15 protein-coding genes are annotated in these 20,919 nt (G+C 68.7%); 9 read left to right on the forward strand and 6 right to left on the reverse strand.

Annotated elements, in window-relative coordinates:
* Positions 1-33 precede the first annotated feature (33 nt).
* Positions 34-1,185 (forward strand): N(5)-(carboxyethyl)ornithine synthase, encoded by a 1,152-nt coding sequence (locus D5S19_RS11150; RefSeq protein ID WP_120023283.1) that lies wholly within the window; start codon positions 34-36, stop codon positions 1,183-1,185.
* Between the two features lie 342 nt (positions 1,186-1,527).
* Here D5S19_RS11150 and D5S19_RS11165 read toward each other — a convergent pair whose 3' ends face one another.
* Positions 1,528-1,995, reverse strand: coding sequence for a MarR family winged helix-turn-helix transcriptional regulator (locus D5S19_RS11165; protein WP_233573829.1), 468 nt, complete (start codon positions 1,993-1,995; stop codon positions 1,528-1,530).
* A gap of 91 nt (positions 1,996-2,086) precedes the next feature.
* On the opposite strand from D5S19_RS11165, the gene D5S19_RS11170 reads away from it, so the two are divergent.
* A complete protein-coding gene (locus D5S19_RS11170) occupies positions 2,087-4,027 on the forward strand; it encodes an MFS transporter (RefSeq protein ID WP_120023286.1) in 1,941 nt (646 codons plus the stop codon).
* A 54-nt stretch (positions 4,028-4,081) separates the two neighbouring features.
* Here the strand turns inward: D5S19_RS11170 and D5S19_RS11175 are convergent, their stop codons facing one another.
* Positions 4,082-4,804, reverse strand: a complete 723-nt coding sequence (locus D5S19_RS11175; protein ID WP_120023287.1) for a MerR family transcriptional regulator — start codon at positions 4,802-4,804, stop codon at positions 4,082-4,084.
* Between the two features lie 439 nt (positions 4,805-5,243).
* On the opposite strand from D5S19_RS11175, the gene D5S19_RS11180 reads away from it, so the two are divergent.
* Positions 5,244-5,444: a hypothetical protein gene (locus D5S19_RS11180; protein WP_120023288.1), complete on the forward strand. Its 201-nt coding sequence runs from the start codon at positions 5,244-5,246 to the stop codon at positions 5,442-5,444.
* Positions 5,441-6,181: a DUF2637 domain-containing protein gene (locus tag D5S19_RS11185; RefSeq protein WP_120023289.1), complete on the forward strand. Its 741-nt coding sequence runs from the start codon at positions 5,441-5,443 to the stop codon at positions 6,179-6,181. The genes D5S19_RS11180 and D5S19_RS11185 overlap by 4 nt, the downstream gene beginning before the upstream one ends.
* Before the next feature lie 114 nt (positions 6,182-6,295).
* On the opposite strand, the gene D5S19_RS11190 is transcribed toward D5S19_RS11185, so the two are convergent.
* The gene (locus D5S19_RS11190) at positions 6,296-7,087 is read right to left on the reverse strand and encodes a hypothetical protein (RefSeq protein ID WP_147397370.1); all 792 of its coding nucleotides are present in this window, start codon (positions 7,085-7,087) and stop codon (positions 6,296-6,298) included.
* A 793-nt stretch (positions 7,088-7,880) separates the two neighbouring features.
* Between D5S19_RS11190 and D5S19_RS11195 the strand changes: the two genes are divergently transcribed.
* From D5S19_RS11195 to D5S19_RS11215, 5 genes are all read left to right on the forward strand, one after another.
* Positions 7,881-9,584 (forward strand): DUF2397 family protein, encoded by a 1,704-nt coding sequence (locus tag D5S19_RS11195; RefSeq protein WP_199730444.1) that lies wholly within the window; start codon positions 7,881-7,883, stop codon positions 9,582-9,584.
* Positions 9,581-10,876, forward strand: coding sequence for a DUF2398 family protein (locus tag D5S19_RS11200; RefSeq protein ID WP_120023292.1), 1,296 nt, complete (start codon positions 9,581-9,583; stop codon positions 10,874-10,876). Before D5S19_RS11195 ends, D5S19_RS11200 begins: the two co-directional genes overlap by 4 nt.
* Positions 10,877-10,935: 59 nt before the next feature.
* Entirely contained in the window at positions 10,936-15,849 is a 4,914-nt protein-coding gene (locus tag D5S19_RS11205; RefSeq protein ID WP_120023293.1) for an SbcC/MukB-like Walker B domain-containing protein, read from the forward strand.
* A gap of 205 nt (positions 15,850-16,054) precedes the next feature.
* Positions 16,055-17,092 carry a DUF2399 domain-containing protein gene (locus D5S19_RS11210; protein ID WP_199730445.1) on the forward strand — a complete coding sequence of 346 codons (1,038 nt, stop codon included), beginning with the start codon at positions 16,055-16,057 and terminating at the stop codon, positions 17,090-17,092.
* Positions 17,093-17,381: 289 nt separating this feature from the next.
* The gene (locus tag D5S19_RS11215; protein ID WP_120023295.1) at positions 17,382-18,302 is read left to right on the forward strand and encodes a hypothetical protein; all 921 of its coding nucleotides are present in this window, start codon (positions 17,382-17,384) and stop codon (positions 18,300-18,302) included.
* 13 nt (positions 18,303-18,315) lie between these two features.
* Here the strand turns inward: D5S19_RS11215 and D5S19_RS11220 are convergent, their stop codons facing one another.
* The 3 genes from D5S19_RS11220 to istB all read right to left on the reverse strand — a co-directional run bounded on the left by D5S19_RS11220 (position 18,316) and on the right by istB (position 20,903).
* Positions 18,316-19,677, reverse strand: a complete 1,362-nt coding sequence (locus tag D5S19_RS11220) for a hypothetical protein (RefSeq protein ID WP_120023296.1) — start codon at positions 19,675-19,677, stop codon at positions 18,316-18,318.
* Positions 19,678-19,753: 76 nt separating this feature from the next.
* Entirely contained in the window at positions 19,754-20,125 is a 372-nt protein-coding gene (locus tag D5S19_RS11225; RefSeq protein WP_147397371.1) for a hypothetical protein, read from the reverse strand.
* The gene (gene istB, locus D5S19_RS11230) at positions 20,115-20,903 is read right to left on the reverse strand and encodes an IS21-like element helper ATPase IstB (protein ID WP_120023298.1); all 789 of its coding nucleotides are present in this window, start codon (positions 20,901-20,903) and stop codon (positions 20,115-20,117) included. Before istB ends, D5S19_RS11225 begins: the two co-directional genes overlap by 11 nt.
* Between the last annotated feature and the right edge of the window lie 16 nt (positions 20,904-20,919).

Below are 20,919 nucleotides of genomic sequence, written 5' to 3' on the forward strand. Positions count from 1 at the left end.
CGAAACCACATTCCGGCAAAGGGGTCCGTCGCATTGCCTCAGCTCACTCTCGGCGTCATCGCACGTTCGCGAAAACCGGACGAACGCCGCCTGCCCATCGACCCGCGCCATTTCCACCGGATCGACACCGACCTGCTCGAGCACATCTACCTCGAACACGGCTACGGCGCGGACTTCGGCGTGCCCGACGAACAGCTGAAGAGCACCGTCGCCGGGGTACGCACGCGCGCCGAACTCATCGCCGAATGCGACATCATTCTGCTCGCCAAGCCGTTGCTTACCGACGTCGCCGAGCTGCGACCAGGCCAGACACTGTGGGGCTGGCCGCATTGCGTCCAGGCTCACGAACTGACCCAGCTCGCCGTCGATCGCAAACTGACCCTCATCGCGTTCGAAGCGATGCACCACTGGACCCGCGACGGTTCCTTCGGGCTACACGTGTTCCACAAGAACAACGAGCTGGCCGGCTACTGCTCGGTGCTGCACGCCCTGCAGCTGACCGGCTCGACCGGAGACTACGGCCGCCGTCTGCGCGCGGCCGTCATCGGTTTCGGTGCGACCGCACGGGGCGCGATCACAGCGCTCAGCGCCCACGGCGTCCACGACGTGCACGTCCTCACCGGCCGCGGCGTGACCGCGGTCGCCTCGCCGATCCACTCCGCGACCATGGTCCACTTCGACCACGACGCGGACCGGCCTGGCGACCCCCGCCGCAGCCACGCGCTCACCGCCCGGGGCCGGGTCCCGCTGGCCGGGTTCCTCGCCGAACACGACATCGTCGTCAACTGCGCGCTGCAGGCCCCCTTGGCGCCCCTGACCTTCCTCATCGAGAAGGACCTGGAGGCGTTCGCGCCCGGCAGCCTCATCGTCGACGTCTCGTGCGACGAGGGCATGGGCTTCAGCTGGGCCCGGTCCACCACGTTCGCCGACCCGACCTTCACCGTCGGCGACGGAATCACCTACTACGCCGTCGACCACAGCCCGTCCTACCTGTGGAACTCGGCGACCTGGGAGATCAGCGAGGCGCTCATCCCCCTGCTGCGGCCGCTGCTGGCCGGTCCATCCGCATGGGGGGTAGAGGACACCATCGGGCGCGCGATCGAAATCCGCAACGGCGTGATCGCGAACCCGGAGATCCTGGCCTTCCAACGACGCTCGGCGGAATACCCCCACCGCAGGAGCTAGGAACCTCCCACGGCCGCAGCCCGGGGCAGCCCGGTCGCGGCGGAGATCGTCTCCGTGGTGATCAGATGGTTGTCGGAGACTTGGTGCTGTAACGCGGTTTCCGCCTCTCGCGGCTCTCCGGTGGCCAGGAGTCCGACGCGTGGATCCGCGGCCGGCGGCGATCCGGGCGACGGCGGATTCGAGAACGAGCTGCAGCTGACCCAGAACCTCAGCTCCGAGTTCGTCGTCACCGGCGTGTGCGAGGCCGGGCCGCGAACCACTGCCGCGCCAAGGACGTCGCCGAGCTGCGCATGCGGATGAACCTGATCAGCACCGTCACCGAACTCGACCCCGGCGTGAGGACTACCGCGGCTCTCCCCAGTCCAGCAGCAGTCGCCGCAGGTCGTCGTTGAGACGACAGCGGACCGGCGCCGGCAGCGCGGCGAGCAGCCGCGTCTCGGCCCCGGTCTTGGTACTGAAGACCTCTTTCGCGCGCGACTGACCTTCCTCGGTGAGGCTGACGAGAATCTGCCGCCGGTCGTCCGGGTTGACGTCCCGGCGGACCAGGCCCTTGGCTTCCAGTCCGGCGACCCGCTTCGTGACCCCGCCCGAGGTGAGGTGCATGCTCGCGAGCAGCTCCCCGGCGGAGAGCCGATACGGCGGCCCGGACCGCGCCAGCGCACCCAGCAGCTCCAGCTCCCACAGCTCGATGCCGAACGCGGCCAGCTCGCGGCGCAGCTCGTTCTCCAGGTGGCGCGCGACCCGCAGCAGGCGCATGCTCAGCGCCTTGCTGATCCGTTCGTCGTCGGTCAGCTCGGTGATGCGTGTCATGACTCCGTCGACGTGGTCACGCGGGGGCGGCATGACCGGCTACTCTAGCACTGGTCATTATCTTACCGGTCTCGAATCCACGGGTGGTTCCATGAACGTGCCTGTCCCCGCCGAGCCGGATCCGCGGCGCTGGCGTGCCCTGTGGGTCTGCCTGATCGCGGGCTTCATGACCTTGCTCGACGTGAGCATCGTCAACGTCGCGCTGCCCTCGATGGAGCACGGCATCGGGGCCACCCCGGCGGACGTGTCCTGGGTGGTCTCCGGCTACGCGCTGACCTTCGGGCTGGCGCTGGTGCCGGCCGGGCGGCTCGGCGACGACTACGGCCGCCGCCGGATGTTCCTGCTCGGGCTGGCCCTGTTCGTGGTGACCAGCGTGCTGTGCGGGGTCGCGCCGAACGCGACCTGGCTGGTCGTCGCGCGGCTGTGCCAGGGCATCGCGGGCGGGCTGCTCAACCCGCAGATCATCGGCATGATGCAGCAGCTGTTCTCCGGCCGCGAGCGGGGCAAGGCGTTCGGCGCGTTCGGGGCGACGGTCGGGCTGTCCACCGCGGTCGGGCCGGTGCTCGGCGGCCTGCTGATCCAGGCGTTCGGCAACGGCGAAGGCTGGCGCTGGGTGTTCTACGTGAACCTGCCGATCGGCGTGCTGGCCATCCTGTTCGGCCTGCGGCTGCTGCCCAAGGACGGGCGCACCGGCCGCAAGCGCATCCCGGACCTGGTGGGCACGCTGCTGCTCGGCGGGGCCGTGGTGCTGGTGATGCTGCCGCTGATCGAGCAAGAGCAGCAGAGCGGGAGCCCGCGCTGGTGGCTGATGGGCGTCGCAGCCGGCCTGCTGGTGCTGTTCGTGCTGTGGGAACGGCTGCTCGGCAACCGCGGGAAGCACCCGCTGGTCAACCTGAAGCTGCTGACCGTGCGCAGTTACTCCATGGGCTCGGTGCTGGGGATGGTCTACTTCGCCGGATTCACCGGGATCTTCCTGGTGCTGACGCTGTTCTTCCAGCAGGGCCAGGGTTATTCGGCCCTGCAGGCGGGTGCGGCCATGCTGGCCTTCGCGATCGGCTCGGCGATCTCGCCCGTGCTGGGCGGCAGGCTGGTGCACCGGCTGGGCCGGCCGATGATCGTGGCCGGCGTCCTGCTCGCGGCGCTCGGGCTGGCCGGCACCGCCTGGCTCGTGCGGGACTACACCGGCAGCGGCGCCGCCCTCGTGCTCGCCGCGCCGCTGTTCGTCGCCGGTTTCGGCAGCGGGCTGGTGATCGCCCCGAACTCGACGCTCGCATTGGAGGACATCTCCCCCGCCGAAGGCGGCACCGCGGCCGGCGTACTGCAGACCGGACAGCGAATCGGCTCGGCCGTCGGCACGGCGCTGGGCGGCGCACTGTTCTTCGGCGAGCTGAGCCGGTCCCACGGCGACTACCACTCCGCGGCAGCACTCGGCCTCCTCGGCTCGACCGGGCTGGTCACCCTCGCCCTGCTCGTCGGCATCGTCGACGTGGTGCTTTCCCGCGTCCGCAAGGCCCGGACCGCCGTGGCCGAACCACCCGCGTTGACCGGCAGCGTACAGGGACTCGCCCCGCAAGAAACCGCCGCGATCGCCCTCACTTCGCTGGAAACCCACCAAGTGCACCGCACGAACACCGGCCCGCACGGCGACTTCGCACTGACCGCCCCCGCGGGCACGTACGTGCTGCTGGCCAAAGTGGACGGTCGGGACCCGGTGGCCCGGCACGTCGTCCTCGGCACCGAGCCAACCCGGGAAGACCTCCGACTCCCCGCGTCGGCCCGCCTGGCGGGCACCGTGCACGCCGGCCCCGGCCCGTTCCACGGAGCCCAGGTCACCGTCCTCGACGCCGAGGGCCGGGTACAGGGCACGACCGTCACCGACGCCTCCGGCCGCTACACCGTCGACGGCCTCGTCCCCGGCGAGTACCAGGTCGTCGTGACGAGTTACGCCCCCGCCGCGACCCCGGTCGACCTCACCTCCGGTGGCCCGGCACAGGTCGATCCCCTGCTGCGCTTGGGGTCCACAGTGGACTGATCAGCAGGCGATCTTCCGCGCCCGCGTGCACCCGGTTCGGCGCGGTGCCGGTGCTCACCGGTCCTGCCTGCCCTCTTTCAGGTATTCCTTGGCGAGCGCGAGCGCCTTCAACTGCGCCGCGTTACACCGCTCCGCGACAGCGTTCCCGAGCGCGGCCTCGGCGGACGCCCGGCCACGCAGCGCCGCGGAGCCGGGGTCCGCCAGCCACGGGAACCGGGCGTGGTCCCGCGCCATCGCCCCGGCCAGCCGGCGCGCGACGGCCTCGATCTCCTCGTCCCGCGCATCCACCGTCAGCCTGTCCAAATCGGCGTCTTCGCCGGCGTGCTCGGTCATCAGCGTCCGAAGATCCTCCAGCGCCGTCTCCTGCAGAACCCCCGAGAACACCGTCAGCATCACCCGATCCTCCGGCGAAAGCCGCTCCGCGAGCGACCCGAACCGCGCCGGAATGTCCAGCGGCGCCTGGCTCGCCCGCGTAGCCGCCAGCTCCGTGCGGATCCGCTGCAGGCGTTCGATCGTCTCCGCCAGCTCCGCGTCGAGCCGGTCGAGCGCGTCGTCCGGGCTCTCCTGACCGCCCATCGCCCGGATCTCCGACAGCGACAGCCCGAATTCGGTCAGCCGCTTGACTTGAAGCAGCCGGGCAAGATGAGCCGTGCGGTACTGCTTGTACCCGTTGGCCGTGCGCTCGGGCAGCTCGAGCACCCCCATGTCGTGGTAGTGCCGCACGGTCTTGACCGTGGTACCGGCGAGTTCGGCGAGCTGTCGCGTACTCCACGTCATGATGCTGACCCTTCCCGCTCCGACGACACCGGTCAGTCTAGGAACGTTCGGCGGCCGCGATGCGTGCCGTCCCGGGAGAGTCGCGTCCGGGTCAGGGATTCACACCTGCCGCCACTACTCGCCGAATCCCTTGCATCTCAACGGCCGCCAGGGACACGAAAACCGAGGTTCCCCTGATGGTGGACCTGACGTGCCAGCATACGAACCAAGCTGAAGCCGCGATGGGGGTCCGGGGGCGTGCCCCCGGCTGGGGCGTGGGGCTTGGCCCCACAAAGAAAAACGATGATCGCCGCGAGGGAAGGCGTGCCCGCCGAACAGGCGGCACCCAAGATCGAGTGGGCCTAACGCTTCAGCATACGAACCAAACAATCTTGGTCGAAGGCCCTGAAATCACGATCCGCCCGGTGGGCACCCGACGTCTTACGGCGGGTGGTTCCCGATGAGCGGCGAAGCAAGCATCACCGGGCTGACCGCGCCGCATGCCGACGGGCTGGCCTGCGTGCTGTGCGGAGCTGACTACCTCCGCGTCCGTGTTCCGCATGTGCCGGTGCGCCGGTCGGTGACTGGCTCGCAGGTGTTCGCGTGCCTCGGCTGCTGTCTGGACGACGCGCGGCCCGCGGCGGGAGATGTGCGGCGGTGAGCGCCACGGCATCCCCGGCTCGTCGGGACCGGGCGCTGTGGGTGCAGTGCGCCTGCACCGCGCTGGTCGCGCTCGGCGCGGCGTACGCCTCCTACCGGCATGGCCGCGAGTTCGCGCTGCGGTTCGGTGCCGACGAGGCGACGGCGGCGATCTGGCCGTTGATCGTGGACGGCATCCTGACCACGGCGACGGTCGAGTTGTGGAAGACCACCGGCCACGGCAGCCGTGCCGGTGGCCGATGGGCGGCCTGGTTGTCCTTCGTGTTCGGCATCGTGCTGTCGCTGTGCGCGAACGTGGCGGCGGCCCCGGAGTTGAGCGTGTTCGCCGTGGCGGTGGCGGCGTGCCCGCCGCTGGCGCTGCTGCTGGCGGTTGAGTTGCTCAATCGCGCGCTCAAGCGGCACCGTGCCGGAACCAGCGCCGAGACTGACACCGAGACCGCCGAGACGGGCGAGACCGGGTCGGTGGTGCGTCTCGCGGTGGTCCCGGACGAGGCTCGGACAGCCGAGCCGACCGCCGAGCAGCGGATGTGGGCGTACTACGTGACCGAGCGGTCCAAGGGCCGCACGCCGACCGGCGCGGAGCTGGACCGGATCGCGGGCACGAACAACTACGGCCGCAAGGTGCTGCTGCGGTGGCGGCAGGCCGGACACCTGCCGCCCGTCCTCGGCGGCCCGCGTGGCGAGCGGCCCGTGCGGCGGGAACCCGCCTACGCCTCGTCGGAGGAGGTTGTCGTGTGACCCGACTTTGCTCACGGATCATGGCCAAGACGGTCCGCCGAGTCGCTGACCTGCGCATTCGCAGGTGAGATCGGACGGAGTTCAGGCACCAATTCGTGTGGCATGCTTATCGCTTCAGGTCCACGGCGAGTCCTCGCGTAGGTGCAACCCTGGCTTGTGTCGCACCCTGCACCGCACGCCAGCACCGCCGCCCCGGCATGGCAGGCGCATAGACGTCGGCTGGCCGCAGATGACGTGCCAACCGCCGGTGTACTCGTTGCGAGCCAGGAACACTCGTTCCCCGCTGCTCTCAGTGGCCTGGACCGTTCGGTTGGCGTAGGTGCGCTCGACGGTGTAGCGGTCGACACCATCGGACGCAGTGTCATCAGCAAGCATCCAACGCTTGACTTCCAGCACCGCGCCGAGAGTCGGCGGCGTGGCCATCTCGCGCTGCCACTGTTGCGCAGCGTCCGCTTCCTCGCGCGCCTTTCGGGCCGCCGCATCAGCCCGCTCGATCTCCCATCGCGAGCGCCCCTGAGACCGCTTGCTGTGCGTTCCGCACGGCTGCTTCTTCTTGTTCACACACTGCTCGCCGGGCGCGGCCTGGCAGACCGGGCACTCGTAATCGTCCCGGGCAGGGTCGTGCACGACGACAACGGTGTCGTCATACAAACCCGTGCCTCGCGGGTCCACGAACCGGGAGACGAATTTGGTCTTACCGTAGGTGACGGACTCGAAACCGCCGTTGCGGCCAACCACCAGCTCAGTAATGGGACCGTACTTGCCAACCGCCTCAAACGGGGACAACCGGGCAGTCACGGCCACCGAGCCATGCTGAGTCCACTCCCGCCCGATAACGGGATCACCGACTTTTGCCCACGCAACAGGCTCGCCGCACCAACCGTCACGCAGAACCTCGCCACTCATGGCCCTATCCTGCCTCGGCGACCCCAGCAGGGCACCGTGCTGGCGGACCGCGACGACGTGCATCACCGATCAAGCTTGGCCACCTACGTGCGTCCATTGTCGGCCCGGTGGCGATCCGCTCCAGCGATCACGATCCAGACTGCGCCATCGGGCTGTGGAGCTTGCGGAGATCTCGGCGGCTCGTCAGGTGTCGCGCAAGTTGATCTGAGGTGCGCACACGACCTGGAGTTTCTGTCGCTGGATGTCCCAGGTCATGGCCGCGCCGGGGCCGCTGATGTGATGGCGGGCAGCGGCTTGGACTCGCTGCTGCAAACCGGGCTCCGGTCCTGGAAGCCGTGGTGCCATTCGTAGGGCTGGCAGACGATCCGGCGTCGCCCGAGGCGGGCGTGGATCAAGCCTGGCAGCGGCGAAGTCGCCGCCTCCGCCGTTGTCGCAGCAGTGGCAGAAGTAGGACCACGGCTGAAGGGTGATCCACCGTGGGCCACCGCCAGGAACGCAGGCGTTGTCGAGCACGAGGTCAACCATGGTGCCGCTGGGCCGCTGGCGCAGCGGCACCGCGTTGCCTTCCTCGGTCCTGTTCAGGCGTCGGGCACATCGGTGAAGTCGAACTCGCCGTCGGTGGCTCCGGCGAGGAAGGCCGACCACTCGCCGCGGTCGAGCGAAGCGCGGCCTCGGTCGCCAGCGATGTGACCAGCGTGTGTGTGCCGATCTCGGCGATAGTGGCGACCTGCTGTGGGGGTGAGACCGTCGCGGGCATCGAACGAGAATGCCGCCTACGCCGGGTGGAGGGAAGGTGATCGTGCCTGCGCCGGGATGCCTGCTGTTCCGGATGACGACGGCGAGTGGCGGAACCGATGCTGGATTACACCCGATGAGCGCATGTCAGACAAACGTGAACGTGGTTGCATGGTTGCGCATTCGACGGGCTGGAGTGGCCAAGAGGAGAGCGGTGCGAGAGCCTCGGCGATGGTGGCAGGAGGTCGAGGCAAGCGACTGGTCGGTTTTCGCCTTGCCCGAGGATCTTGTGCGCGAGCGGTACACGGCGCTGCTGGCCGCGTTGGAGGAGTTGTCCACTCGCGGCCCGATGTCCACCCTGATCGAAATCGCCGAGCAGGCGAAGGCGGTTGGCTACCACGATCCGCTGCCGGAGGTTGAGCTGCGTTCGGCGCTCGACCAACTCGCGAAGTGGGGGTTCACGGAGCCTTTTCGCGATTATGCGGCACCGGTCCGGAGTTTTCAGGGCGTGATCGTTCGGCAAGAGTCGTGGGCACTTACTCGCAAGGGCCGGGCTATTGTCGCGGCGGTCCGCCTCGCCGTGGTCGATGCGCGGCGCGCGTTGCAACTGCCCAGCAGACTTCTCGACGGTGTCGAGAGCACGATTCGCGGGCTGCTCGCGCACGCTGGAAGCGATCCGGGCTTGTTGCCGGTTGATCTGGACGATGTACGAACGCGGCTGGACGAACTGCAGAAGGTGACGGCTGACTTCTACGCTGCGCTCGCACAGATGGTGCAGTCCGACGTCACCGATGACGATGTGTTCGGGGACAACCGGGACCGGGTCGTTGAGGCGTTGCGCCAGTTTCCCCGCGAGTACGAGCGGGCGTTGCAACGGGTGGAGGCGGCTCTGGCGGATGTTCGAGCAGCGGGCCACCACGCTTTGGTGGAGGCAGCGGTCGTTCACGCGGGCTTGATCGACGCCGCAGACCAGCAGAGCTGGCTGGAGGACAGGGTGCGGCGGCTGACCGATCTGGAGGCGTGGTTCCAGCCTGACGGCACAGTGCACCGCCTGATCGCTTCAGCGACGGGAGCGGTGCACACGCTGCTCGTGGCGATCGACCGTCGCTACACCGCTCGGCGCAGGGGTTCAGACCTGGGGCACGACTTCCGGCTACTTGCACGGAGTCTGCACGCTCAGTCGACCGACACCGCCGCACGGCGGGTGTACGCCGCCGCGTTTGGGGACTGGCCAGCATGGCATGCCGTAACGAAGGCCGCCGAGGAAGATGTAGCGCATGGCACGTCGGCGGCGGGCAGCCGCTCCAGACACCATGTCGAGGTGACGCTGCGGGAGCACGAGCGGCACGGGCCGCCCAGCGGACGTCCCCGCAAAGTGGCTGACACGAGCAGGGACCGCGAGGCCGCGTTGATCGACGCGGCGGCGCAGGCGAGGAAACGCCGACGGCTCACCGCCCTGCTGGAGACCGATGGTGAGGTCGCGCTGGACCACTTCGCCGGGCTGCCAACGGATGCGGCCGACGTGCTGGTGCGCGCTGTCGAGGTCGCGCTGGCCCAGCTCGACCCGGTCAGCGGGCTGGGACGGGCCTACGCGGACGGGGCGAGCCTCCAGGTCATGGTCAGGCTAGGCGTCATGGGAAGGGTGGTGCGGGTGCGGTTCGGAGACGGGGTGCTGACCGCTCCTGACATCCGGGTGAGCGTGCTGCGCTCCGCCGACGTCGAGATCGACGCGGACACGGCGCAGCAGGGCGGGGCGGCGTGAGCGGCGGCCGCTCTCTGGCCCCGGAGCTGCGGGAGCCCGCCCGCAAGCTGATCGCCACCGGCCGCATCCGGGCCGAGCTGGATGTGGAGCTGTACCGGGCCGCGGTTCAGGGACGTCGGGAACTAACCGACTTCTTCCGGGTGGAACTCGGCTGGGTGGTGGAGGTCGTGGAGTCAGCCGAGCTGGTCCGCCTGCACAAGCGCCGCAGCGACGTGCCGACTGATCGGGGTCCGTGGCTGCGTCGGGAAGGTCGCCCCGTTCATCTGGTGTCGAAGGAGATCCTGGCGCTGGTCGCGCTCGTGTGCGAGCAGCTTTGGCGTCGGCCGAGGATGAGCCTCCGGGAGCTGATGCAGGCCATCGCCCAGGTGTGCGCCGCCGAGGCCCTGGCAGATCAGCTGCCTCAATTCAAGATCGTTGCATCGGATGGCACGGGCAAGAAGGATGCGCGAACGAGTCGGACCAACCTCGTCGACGCGCTCAAGCTCTTGGTGGACGAGGGGTCGATCACCGTTGACGCCGATCTTGATCGCGCGATCAGCGAGGATGAGAACGACCTGGTCGTCAGTGCCTCGCGGGAGCGGTTGGCGCAGAAGTTCTCGTCGCTGTCCCCCGCACTCCTCGGGTTGGCGGACCTGCCGGCTGCCCGGCACGCCGAGGCCCTGTCGTCGCGCGTCCTGTCGTCGGCTGCATTGGGCGATGAGACCGGGCTGGTAGAGGAGCTGAACGCGGGCGAACCGAGCGTGGACGAACGCCGACTGCGAGCCGTCCGCCGCCTGGTTGACGACCCTGCCAGCGACCCGCTGGATGACCGCGCTGCGATGCCCTACCTGCACACGCCGGCCGGTCGTGATCGCGCTCTGGAGGTCATCGCGTCCCTGGGGTTCACCACGACTGCACGGCGCGACTGGTGGGAGGTCACCGACGCCAGTGGCATCGGCACGCTGATCGACTTCCCGAACGGGAGGCGAAACGAGCGGCAGGCAGCGCTCGCGCTGCTGGACGCGGTGACCCAGCGGCCCGACCCACGGGGTGAGCTGCACCTCTCCGAGGTCGTCGAGCTGTTCGCGCAGGTGCGGACGAGGGTGCCGCGCTGGGCCGCGGCCTACGACCATCGGCTGCCTGCACTGGCCAGGGCTGCGGCTGCGGAACTCGTCGCCGTCGGGCTGTTGGCGCGGAGGGGGCCGGATGTCTGGCAACCCACACCCGGTGTCCACTTCTGGCGGGTCGCGGTCCGGCACAGCGCTCCGGTGACCGGCACCACGTCGAACGGTGGAAAGGACGTCGCCCCATGAACAGCGTGGAACACCCAGCAGCGCGGTGGGGAGCGGTTCGCGACCTACCCTCCGTGGGGGTGCCGGAGGCTGACGGCCGCTGGCAGCCCACCCGCGCCGGCGCAGTCAACTCTTGGGCCTGGTCCGACGAGGTCCTGATGTTCGCCGACGGCTGGATGACCTTGACCGGCCCCAACGGATCGGGCAAGTCGTTGACGGCATCCATGCTGGTCACGCTTCTCCTGGACGCCGACACCTCGCAGACCGCCCTCTCGGTGACAGGTAAGGCTGCGGGCACGCTGACCAGCAGGCACACCGACCGCAACGAACGCGAGGACCGCACCGGCACGTGGTGGGTCGAGTACGGGATGCGAGACGCGGCGAGCGGATCGACGTCCTACTTGACCACCGGGTTGTGGCTGCGTTCGGTCGGCGGAAACCTTCAGCGCGCCTTCTTCCTGACACCCGGTCGGATTGGTGACCAGCTCGTGCTGACGCGGGCAGGAGATCCCGTGCGCATCGACGATCTGGCCAGCCAGCTCGCCGCGGCTGGCGGTGAGCTGTTCACCTCAGCGGCCCCGCTGAGGTCGAAGGCCGCCGGGCATCTGGCGGCGGTCGGCGATGAGCCCGGTTACCGGAACGCGGTGCGCCAGCGCCTGTTCGCACCGTTGGATGAGGTTCAGTTCGAGGCGCTGATGGGTGTGCTGCGCAGCCTGCGGAGCCTGCGCACCGCCGAGGCCATCCCGCCGGCGCAGATGCGTGCGGTGCTCACCGAGGCCCTGCCCGCGCTGGATCCAGACCGCCTGACCGTCATCGGTGAAGCTATGGAGCGCATCTCGGAGCTGGAGACGCAATTGGCGGACATGCGCGACGAGGCCAAGCAGCTCGCCACCGTCGACAAGCGCTACCACCGTTACGTTTCGGCGTTGGTCGAGGTGGAGGCGGCGCAGCTTACTGCCGCCAACACGGAGTTCGACGCTCAGGCTCGCCGGACGCGGGACGCAACCGAGAAGCTTGAGGCCGCTCGGCGGGAACAGGACGAGGCCGCCGAGCGACTCAGAGCGCTGAACGCCGAGATCTCCGTGCTCGAAGGCCGCAGGGACGCCGCTGACGTCGTGTTGCGGGGTCACGCGGGTGCCGAACTGCCACAGCGGGAGCAGCGAGCGGCGGAACTCGCGCAGGATGCCGAGCAAGCTGAAGGTCGGGCCGGCGAGGCCGAGGCCGACGCACACACTGCGGCAGAACAGTCCGCCGAGGCCGAGGTGAGCGCCGAGGAAAGTAAGGAGCACCTCACGCAGTTGCTGGGCGAGTTGCGTGACGCGTCCCGCGAGGTGGGCGCCGACGCCGCACTCGAGCGGATCGTCGAGGCCACGGGGCCGCTCACCGCGTCCGGCGACCGCGATACTCCTTCCCTCGACCTTCAGCAGACGTGTGCGACTCCGCTGGCGTGGGTGGCTTCCCGGGCCGCGCAGGTCGATCTCGTTGCGGAGGCGCTGCACGTGCATGCCGACGCCCAGCGCGACGAGCGCTCGGCTGCGGACGAGCTGCGTCGCCGCGAACGAGCCGAAAACGAGGCGCGGCAGCAAGCGGAGAACACCACCCGCACACGCCAGGAGGCCGAGGCAGACCTGGCCGAGCGGATCAGCCGGTGGACGGCACAAGCCCGGCACTTCGACGAACTACCCGCCGAACTGGTCGACTCCCGCGACTCGGAAGACGAACGCCTGGAGCCGGACCTGATCGAAGGGTGGGTGTCAGCGGCGGCGGACTTGGTGCGCGGCCGGATCGACGTGGCGGGGCATCACCGTGCCGCCGACACCGCCACGGCTCTTCAAGGCCAGGCCGAGCGGGCACGCGAAAACGTGAGCAAAGAGCAGCAGAAGGCGGAGGCGGAGGCTGCGAAGGTCGCCGCGGCCTTGGCAGAGGTGCGTGCAGCGGCGCTCACCGAGGAAGCCGAGGACCAACGCCGACACGCCGCGGCGGAGGAGACCTGCACCAGAGAGATCAGCGCCGCTCGAAACCAGCTCGATGCCGCCGAGCGCGCCGCCATCGACGCCGCCACGAAAGCCGACCGGACCGCGATCAGCTGGGTATCGGAAACCCACCGGTGGCGCGCCGCCAACCGGTTCCTGACCACCGTTGCGTTGCCCGACCCCGCCGAGGATGTAGACCCTGGCGCAGTTCGCCTGGCTGTAGAACAGGCGCATGCCCAGGCCAAGGTCGACCTGGAGCTGCTCCTGAACGAGTCCCGGCGGACGTTGACTGCCGCACGGGCCGCGGCGGACGCGGTCGAGGACAAGCTGCTCGACGCCCGCCGCGCGGCGCCGGTGCCGACAGCGCCACCCTGGCGTGACCGCCGCCCAGACCATGGTGTGCCACTGTGGGCCTTGGTCGATTTCGCCGAGGGTCTATCACCTGACCAGGCGGATCTGGTGGAGGGTGCCCTTCTCGTCTCCGGCGTGCTGGACGCGTTGGTGACGCCGGACGGCACGGCGCTGGCCGGTGACCTGGTCATCACCGCCGACACGCCGGTCCCGGGCAGCACCCTCGCAGACCTGCTGCGCCCAGAGCCCTCCCCGGTCGTTCCCGCAGACCGCGTGGGCGCGTTGCTGCGGTCAGTACCGGCGCCCCGCACCGCCGAGCACGGGCAGCTCGCGACCGGCCCACTCACCGCGGCCGCGCCGGAGGGGTACCGAGCGGAGTTCATCGGCCGCACCACCCGCGAGCGCCACCGGCTGAGGCTCGTCGCCGAACTGGAAGCCGAACTGGCTCGCGCAACGTCCGCCGTCGACGCTGCCTTGTCCGAGGTCTCGATGCGGGAGTCCGATGTGCGCGCGGCCGCGGCGGAGCGCGACTCCTTCCCTGATCACACCGAACTCGTCGATGCCCGCGTGGACGCGGCGCGATTGCGGGCCGACGCCGAGCAGTCGCGGCACCGAGCAGCGGAACGCACCGCTGCGGCGGAACGTGAACGCGACGAAGTGCTCGCCCTGCTGGCTGCAGCGGCGGCACATCGGACCTCTGGAGTTGCCGCTGCAGAACAGGGACTGGCCCACGCCGAGGACGTAGCCAGTCAGGCCGGCCGCCGAACGGATGAGGCGACCCGGACAGCAGAACAACGCCGGCTGGCAGCGATCCAGGCTGCTGACGCGCTGAGCAAGGCCACTGAAGCGCAGCGCGAGGCTGATGCCGAACGCGTCTCGTTCCCCGACCTTGGTCATGTGCGGCGCGCCCAACTCGCCGAGGACCGCGACGAGGGCGTACTGCGCCGTGCCGCCGAGCAGGTGCTCGACACCGCCGAACGGCATCGGCAAGCGGGGGTGGCGGTACGCGAGGCACTGCGCCGGCTGAACCAAGCAGCAACACTGCCAGATGGGCGATTGCTGCCCACGGAACGGACGCTCCTCCAGGCCCACCGTGCCACCGCCACTCATCTCGAGCACCGGGTCGAGCTGTGGAAACACGCCGCCACCAGAGCCACCGAACTGGCCCGCCAGGCCCGCACCGCCGCCGCCTTGGCCCGCAACCGCGCCGCGGTTGCCGCCAGGGCGCAGGCGGAGGCGGACGCTGCCAAGCTCAAGGCGATCCGCGAAGCCTCCGCCGTCGCTGAGGCGCGCGAACTGTACGGCGCCGAGTACCAACAACTCACGTCGGCAAGGGGGCTGATCGTCGACGAGCTCAACCGCGCGAAGAAGGAGCACGGTGAGGTGCTGGATCGCGGTCAGCTGGCCGGCAACGCCGCCGCAGCCGCGCAGGCAACTCTCGACGGAATCGCCCCTCAACGCGAGGCGGCGGAACAACGCCGTGACGCGTGCTTGCGGCAGATCGGCCGGCTCGTGGAGGAGCGGTTCGCGTCCATGCCGGACGAGCTCAGCGACGGAACAGGCAAGCCCGCCCACCTCACGGCCGCGCTGACCTGGGCCCGGCGACTGCTGTCTCACCACACGGGCGGCACGGACCGGCTGGAGACACTCCGGCAGGCACGCGCCCGCGCGCTCTCCCAGGTGGAGTCCAGCGCGCGCACGACCAGCACCGCGCTGGCGCGGTTCGACCGCCAAGTCGTGCTGGCGAGCGTCGAGGGGACCGAGTGGCGCCGTGCGGTGGTCGCCGATCCCGGCGCGAGCAGGGGCGAGGACCTGCCTACCGCAGTCGAGAAGTTGACCGCGACGGCGGCGCAGCTGGAGGACGACCTGCGCGATGACGTGAAACGCACGCTGAAAACGGGCCTGTTCACCCAACTGCGGCGGGACATCCTGGTTCGCCGGGAAGCTGCCCAGGAGCTGGTTCGTCAGATTCGCAGGACTCTAGCCGGGGTGCGCACCGGGGTGGCGAATGTCGGCGTTCAAGTCGAGTGGACTGTCCGGGAGGACGATGACGCCCGACGCATGGTCGAGTTGATCTCGCAGCCGCAGTCCGACGAGATCTTCGAGGACATGTACACCGTGCTGCGTCAGCGGATGAACGAGCGAGCCGGCGATTCGTGGAAGGACCGTGTCGCGCACACCTTCGACTACCGCTCATGGCACGACTGGACGATCTCAGTAACCCACTCCTCCTTCGCCGACCAGAACGAAGGGAAGTTCCGCGAGGTCACGGCGCGCTCCAACCCGCTGGAGTCGCTGTCCACCGGCGAGCGGCGGCTGGCCACGATGCTCCCCCTGCTCGCAGCAGCGTGGTCGATGTACTCGGGCCCGGACTATCGAGGACCGCGTTGGGTCTCGATCGACGAGATCGACGCCGCCTTCGACGAACCCAACCTCAGGCAGGTGCTCGCACTTCTTCGCTCCTGGGACTTCGACGTGCTGGCCACCGCCCCGTTCATCACCCCGATGATCAAGAAGGAAACCGGCCGAGTCGTGGTCCACCAGCTCGTCACCGCGGGCAAGCGCCGGGTGACGGTGCCGTGGTTGTGGGAGGGACGCGGTGAGCCGGAAGTTCTGACGCTCGACCTGCCCACGGGCGGAGGTGAGGTTAATGCCGACGCGACGGGATGAGCTCGCGCGCGATCCGGACCTCGCACCGCTTTGGGTAGCAGTGCACCGAAGGTTGTGCTCCGGCGCCCAACCGGCAACCATCTCGGCAATTCGTGTCGAGGGCTTGTCCCCCAACGGGATCGCCGTGCTCAGGTCGTGGTTGGACACCACCGCACGCCGTCGCCGCGACCGTTCGGCGGTGGAGAGTCGCGGTGCAGTCACGGTAGTGCCCATCCGCCAGGTTCTGGACGTCCTCGGCATACCAGCTGACGACCTCATCCCCTTGGTGGAACTGGCGGTAGGCCGGCCCGTGGTCAACTTGGCGGCCCAACGAAGGGAAGCCCTCGCGCAGCGGCGCGACCTGTGGGCGGACGTCGAGGCAAAGCTGCCCACCCTGCCAGCTCTGGTGGCGCGAATGCGCGCGGCCGGGACGGACAACGAGGAGTCCGTACTAACTCTTGTTGACGGTCTTGCGGAAATCGTGTCCAGGCTGCCCTTCGATCCACCGACCAGCCTCGCCAAGCTGTCCCACGACCACGCCGGCGACCCGCACTACTTCGACCTCGACCGCCTTGCCGGCGCACGACTGGTGAGCGCGGTCGCTGAGCGCAGCGGCACGCCCGAACCGACACGCCCCGACCTGATCCGCGCCATGCTGACCAAGGTCGGCATCCTCGCAGACCGGCTGTCGGCCACGGTTCTGCTGCACCAGGTCCAGGTGACAGGCGACGGCCCGGTCGACCGCCGACTGCGGGACGCGACCACTCCGGTGCCAGTCACCCTGCTGGACCTGACCGTTCACCCACCCGCGCTGGCTCCCCAGGTGCTCACCGTCGTCGAGAACCCTTCAGTCCTGGAAGCCGCGATGCGCTGTGGAAGCCCGATCGCCCTCGCGTGCACTAGCGGTCACCTGGGCAGCGTCGACCACGCCCTGCTACAACTCGCCGTCGACCACGGCGTCGACCTCCGCTACGCCGGCGACCTTGATGGCCCTGGCCTGCGCATCGCCGGCCAGGTCGCCGCGATCTACGGGGCGACCTTGATCGCCATGTCGCCCGATGTCGTCCGCCGTGCGGGGCCGGCGCCGTCCGCCGTCGCATTTGGAGACCCTCCCGAGTGGATCGACCCCGAACTGCGCGACGCCATCGCCTCCTCCGGACGCGTCGTGTATCAGGAACACGACGCCGCGCTGGAGGTCCTCTTCGGATCTGATCAACCCATGGCGACGATCCCCAAGCCGGACGCAGCCCGTGCTCCCGACTGAACGGCGAAATGTCCTGCGCGCGCGAACGCCTCCGTCACCCGTTCGTGGCGAATCGAACTCGGTTCCACCCGTTCCACCCACAGACCGGGGCATCGTCGAGGCTCGCGCCGGGATCGCATCGCCGGTGACCAGCATGAGAGACTTGGTTTGCCGCGGCGACGGCTTGGTCGGCGGCGGAGGCATTGTTTGACAGCCGATCTTCGGCCGCGACCAGGTTCCCCTGTCGGTATCGTCAGTTCGTGACCTCCGGGTCGTTCATTCTCATCAAGATCGACGAGGTCAACGGACGATGATCGAGATCGGTGACGAGCAGATCTACCGGCAACGCGACGACGACCCGTCACGGCGCGTGCGCGTTGTCGCGATCGACACCAGCAAACGGAACCCTCGATACGAGATCGAGTTCCTCGATGGCGAGGCCATCGGGACGCGGGAGAATGTTCCGGAGAGGCGCCTGCGCGGCGCCTGGTCCGATGTTGAGCGCTACGACGAGAGGATGGCGAACTGGGCGCGGGTCTCCGCGTTCGAAATGACCGACGCCGAGGAGGCCGCAGCGGAGTTGGTCTTCGACGCACTGATCCCCGACGAGGTGGCGGAACTGCAGTGGTCCCCGAATACGACTCGCATCATCGATCCGGCGAAGCTCGAACCGCTGATCGGCATCCCGGTTGCTGAGCTTGTCGACCGAGTCGAGTCCTTCACCGACGACGATGGTCATTCGATCGTATCCCCGGAAGGAACTCTCCTCATCGCTGAACTCGCTTGCCACGTCACCCCGATGCCCGTGCTGGACCTGGTGGTCGCTGACGAGCAGGAGTACCGCGAGAAAACCATGCGCGGCCACACCTACACCGATCATCGAGGCGAGAACCGGACCTCGGATCCGGAGTGGGAGTACAAGTGGTACCTGGAACGCGGCCGTCCGCTACACGAACTGCTGCGCAGCTGGTGCGGTAATCGTGCGGTCACCCTGCAAGAGCGCCTGGCCGCGGCGGAAGCCGAGGTGCGACGCTTGGACCTACTCGTAACGCGCTTGGTGGACCAATTACGCGGAAACGGGCACAGCATCTTCGCTGACGTGATCGCGAGCGTGCACGAGGAAGAGCGCATTACCCCGGCGAACTATCGCCCGGTGGTCGATCGCCCACTGAAGGAGTCGGAGATTCCCGTTCGGTATATCGAGGTGCCTCGCCGCCGCTGGTGGGGATGAGAGGGCCCGCGACTCAATATTTGATGAACCTCTCCAGGTCGCTTTCCGATGGCCTCGCGATGACGCGCGGCGCATAGGCTTCATCGGGAAATGGGTCGAGGCTGTCAGCGACCGCCGCGATCCGCTCCGCCCACGAGCAGGCCCGCTCCCGGTCGGCCTCGTCTAGCGCCGCGGCGCGACGCTTTACCTCTGCCGCGTAGGCACGCATCTGGTTCGCCTCGCGCCACCGTTGAGCCTGATCGCGGGCGTCTTCGTCAATCATGTGTTCCCGATAGGCCGCTGCCGCGCGTTCCCGCGCGGCTTCCAGCCGCTTCTGACCCTCAACACGTGCTTGCTGAGCCCGCCGCTCTTGCTCCTGCTGCCTCGCGCGCAGGTCGGTCAGATACCCGTGACGGAGACGAATCTCTTCCAGCACCTGCGCGAGATCATCCTCCAAGCGGTGGTCATCGGTGTCCTTCCACTTACTTGCCCAGAACTGCACACCAGGCCCGTCCAGAACAATGTCGAAGTGCTCGTCCGGGACCTCGTCGAAGTCCGGAAACAGGTAGCCACGACGTGCTCTCGCGAGCTCTCGCTCTGTCGGCTCGTGCGGACGTTGCAGAGTGGCCTGGGTGAAGCGAAGTTGGAATCTGTCCTGGCCGATACAGAACGTGACCTCGTCCTGCGCGCGATCGACCGAACCATACCTGCCATGAGGCTGGTTCCCGATCTCCACGGTCATTCCCGCTTCTCGCGCACCAAGCACCAACGCCTCCAACAAACGGAAAGCACGATCGCGCGGCTCACCAGTAACCGGAAATGTCTCGCTGTCCATCAGCGCGCGAACGAGATCACTTGGGTCCGACAACTCGCGCGCGACGGACAACCGGTCGAGTGCCCTGGTCTGCCAGTCAGGCACTGGCTCCAGAGTCAGCGTCACCATGAAGCCGCCTGGTTCCCGGACGTGTCCGAAGGATATGTAGAACTTGTCTGGGACTCGGCCGAGGCTCTTCGCCATCCCAGCAAGCCGCCGGTACTTGCCAGCCTCGCTGTGCGGCACGACGATGCGGTGGTCCGGCGCGTCGGTGAGCGAGGTCATCAACTGGTCAACCGCCCCCTGCTTCCGCTTCTTCGGGGCACGGCTACTCGACGGGGGTGGATCCCCGGCCTGTTCGTCAGGAATCGGTTGCTGGGCGCGTTCGAGATACCTCGCGCCTTCATCGGTCATGCGCGCCACCCACGATGGTCCGTTGCCCTTCACCACGATCAGCCCACGGTTATGCAGTGCGCGAGCGACTACCCGATGCGCCGTTCCCTCGTAGATCCCGTCCGCGCAACCCCCGCTCACCCAGTTCAGGACTGCCAGCTGCTTGGCGTTCAGGGTGGCGTTCAGCATGCTTGATGGCGCTCTCCGAGATGGGCCAGCCATGCTCTCTGAAATGGGCCAGCTGAGGAGTGCAGCGTAGCCGGTGTCAGCGGCGGAGCGGGATCACTCCGTCGGGTGCCGCGACGGGCATCTGCGGGCGGGCGGCTTCGGGTGTGGTGAGCAGCGCGACGATGGTGACCGGGCCGCCGCAGTGCGGGCAGTCGCGCTGGGCTGCGATGTGCGGCAGCGGCGCCGCAGGCGCCGGCGTCGCCGCCGGAGGCGGTGTCCCGAAGGACCTGGCGGTGCTGGGCGCGGGTGTGGTGCGTTCGACCTCCCGGCGGGCGCCGCGGTGCGTTTGCACTGGCGCGAGCAGTAGAGCCGGGTCTTGGCCTGCCGGCCGGTCGCGACGAACGGTTCCCAGCAGATCGGGCAGGTCTTGCGGGTCGCGTTGTAGTCCGGAGCGCGGGTCAAGAGACATGCGCGTTCACCGCCTTCCGCAGCTTGTCCGATGTGGACTGATGCGACCGCAGCCGAAAAGACGGGCCGTCGATGCCGACCACGGTCGCCCGGTGCAGCAACCGGTCCAGCATCGCCGCCGCGACAGTCGCGTCCCCGAAAGCCGTTGCCCAGTCAGCAATCCCGACGTTCGTTGTCAGGATCGTGGACGACTTGAGGTAACGCTGGTTGATCACCTGGAACAAGGCTGAGGCGCCGTCGCCGGGTAGCGGCAGATAGCCCAGTTCGTCGATCACGAGCAGCTTCGGTCCGGCGAAGAACCGCATGCAGGTGGCCCAGCGCCCTTCGACCGCGGCCTTGTGGCAGCGGGCGGCGAGGTCGGCGGCGGTGGTGAAGTAGACCCGGTTGCCGGCCTCGGCCGTGCCGCGCGCGAGCGCGGTGGCCAGCATGGTCTTGCCGACCCCGGGCGGCCCGACGAACAACACGTTGGAGGCGTCGTCGAGAAAGCGGAGGGTGGCCAGGTCGCGGATGAGTTTCTCGTCGACCCCGGGCTGGGCGGCGAAGTCGAAGTCGGCCAGGGTCCAGGGATCGGGCAGGCAGGCGAACCGCAACCGGCCGGCCAGCCGGCGTTCTTCGGTGGCGTTGACCTCGATCTCCAGCAGCCGCTCCAGCGCAGCGGTCATCGACAGGTTCTCCGCGCGCGCCTGATCGAGGATCCGGGGCAGGGCTTCGGCGGCATTGTCGAGCTTCAGGTAGGAGAAGTGCGAACGGAGTTGCTGATAGCGGCGGGCCTCGCTCATCTGTGGCCCTGAACGG

It is taken from the genome of Amycolatopsis panacis (genome assembly GCF_003600245.1).
Classification (GTDB): Bacteria; Actinomycetota; Actinomycetes; order Mycobacteriales; family Pseudonocardiaceae; genus Amycolatopsis; species Amycolatopsis sulphurea.